Origin of the sequence: Xanthomonas sp. SHU 166 (genome assembly GCF_000364685.1) — a bacterium.
GTDB classification, from domain to species: Bacteria; Pseudomonadota; Gammaproteobacteria; order Xanthomonadales; family Xanthomonadaceae; genus Xanthomonas_A; species Xanthomonas_A sontii.
The window spans coordinates 1-2,106 of record NZ_AQOJ01000847.1 but is presented as its reverse complement, the minus strand read 5'-3'; the positions used below and the strand labels follow the sequence as shown (position 1 = coordinate 2,106).

The following is a 2,106-nucleotide window of genomic DNA, read 5'->3' as shown; positions in this document are numbered from 1 at the left end:
GCTTGAGCACGTCGCGCAACGGCAGGCGCAGTTCGTCCAGCGCGCGGCACGCCGCCTGGCCCAGGGCGTCGTCGCGGCACGGCAGATAGGTCTCGACGACAGGGATGCGCAGTTGGCAATTCTCGTACAGCTCGGCCACCGGCACGTCGCTCAGGTCGCGGGCCAGCATCCAGTCGCCCTGCTCGGTACGACTGAGCAGGCGGATGCGCTCCAGTTCGCACAGCAGTTCCTGCACCAGCGAATCGGTCAGCATCGGCTCCAGCTCCAGGAGTTGGTCCTCCTGCAGCCCCCTGCCCTGCCTGCGCGCCTGCGCGAAGCGGCCGAGCAGGCGCAGCAGGCCATAGATCTCGTAGCCGGCGGGCAGGCGCATCGAGGCCGGCTGGTAGCGGAAGGCGGCGATCGAAGAGGACACCGAGGCACCGAGCAGGATCGCGATCCAGCTCAGGTAGATCCACAGCAGGAAGATCGGCACGAACGCGACCGTGCCGTAGATGCGCTGGTACGACTGGAAGCTGCCCAGGTACAGGCTCAGGCCCCATTTCACCAGTTCCAGCAGCAGCACCGCCAGCAGTGCACCCGGCACCGCATGGCGCAGCTTGACCGTGTGATGCGGCACCACCCGGTACACCAGGGTGATGCAGACGAATTCGATCAGAACCGGCGCCACGCTCAGCACCACCTGCGCCAGCAGCCGGCCCTCGCTGGTCTTGAACAGCGGCAGCGCGAAGAACCGCGCCGACACCGCCAGCGACGCCGCGGCCAGCAGCGCGCCGAGGGTCAGCACGGTCCAGTACACCAGGAAGCGGGTCAGCTGCGGCCGCGCCGACACCACCCGCCAGATCTGGTTGAAGGTCTGCTCGACGCTGTTGAGGGTGATCAGCAGCGAGACCACCAGCGCGATCACGCCGGCGGTGGTCAGTTGCCCGGCGCTGGCCGAGAACTGCCGCAGGTAGGACTCCACCGAACGCGCCGCGGCCGGCACGAAGTTGGAAAAGATGTAGTCGCTGAGCTGGTCGCTCCACTTGTCGAACACCGGGAACGCCGACAGCACCCCGAACACCACCACCGCCAGCGGCACCAGCGCGAAGATGGTGGTGTAGGCCAGCGAGGCCGCAGCCTGGAACAGGCGGTCGTCGAGGAAGCGCCGCCACAGGAAGCCGGCGAAGCTGCGCATGCGCGCGCGGTCGCGCAGGCGATCGGCCCAGAGATTGACGGTGTCCAGCGGCTGCATCGGGCAAGGGTACCCGATGCGCATGGACGCCGGCATCGTCGATACTGGCGGCCGTTCCGATCCACGAGAGGGCCGCATGGCCGAGATTCTGGTCCTGTACTACAGCCGTGGCGGCTCGGTGGCGCGCCTGGCGCGGCAGATCGCGCGCGGCGTCGGCGAGGTGCCGGGCATGGCCGCGCGCCTGCGCACCGTGCCGCCGGTGGCGGCGGTCACCCAGACCAGCGCACCGCCGGTGCCCGACAGCGGCGCGCCGTACGTGGACGCCAGCGACCTGCGCGAGTGCGTGGGCCTGGCGCTGGGCAGCCCGACCCGCTTCGGCAACATGGCCGCACCGGTCAAGCACTTCATCGACGGGCTCGGCGCCGACTGGGCCAGCGGCACGCTGGCCGGCAAGCCGGCGGCGGTATTCACCTCCACCGCGTCGCTGCACGGCGGCCAGGAAGCCACCCTGCTGTCGATGCACCTGCCGCTGCTGCACCACGGCTGCCTGATCGTCGGCATTCCCTACACCGAACCGCTGCTCAGCAGCACCCGCAGCGGCGGCACGCCGTACGGCGCCAGTCACGTCGCCGGCGCCGACGACGATCCGCAGCCCAGCGAGGAAGAAGCGCACCTGGCGCGCGCACTCGGCCGGCGCCTGGCCGAGATCGCGCAACGACTGGCAGCGCCATGAGCGGCGGGCGCCTGCGGGTGGCGCTGGGGGCGACGCTGCTGGCGTTGACGGCACTGTTCGCGACCTGGTTCCACGACGATCGCCACCGTCTCGCCGCCTTGCTGGTGTTCGCGCTGCCGCCGCTGTTGCTGGCCGTGGGCGTGCTGCGCGGCTCGGCAGTGGCACGATTCTGGAGCGGCGTCGGCGCGCTGCTGTGGTTCAG

At 70.3% G+C, this 2,106-nt stretch carries 2 protein-coding genes and 1 pseudogene; 2 read left to right on the top strand and 1 reads right to left on the bottom strand.

Annotation, left to right across the window (positions count from 1 at the left end; genetic code table 11):
• Nucleotides 1-1,231 (bottom strand): YihY family inner membrane protein (locus D180_RS19325; RefSeq protein WP_017914068.1); only part of this gene is annotated, 1,231 nt, incomplete at its 3' end.
• A 76-nt stretch (nucleotides 1,232-1,307) separates the two neighbouring features.
• Between D180_RS19325 and wrbA the strand changes: the two genes are divergently transcribed.
• The gene (gene wrbA / locus D180_RS19320; RefSeq protein WP_043091380.1) at nucleotides 1,308-1,904 is read left to right on the top strand and encodes an NAD(P)H:quinone oxidoreductase; all 597 of its coding nucleotides are present in this window, start codon (nucleotides 1,308-1,310) and stop codon (nucleotides 1,902-1,904) included.
• Nucleotides 1,901-2,106 (top strand): annotated as a pseudogene (locus D180_RS19315) (DUF2069 domain-containing protein); the annotation flags it as partial. The gene wrbA and the pseudogene D180_RS19315, both read left to right, overlap by 4 nt.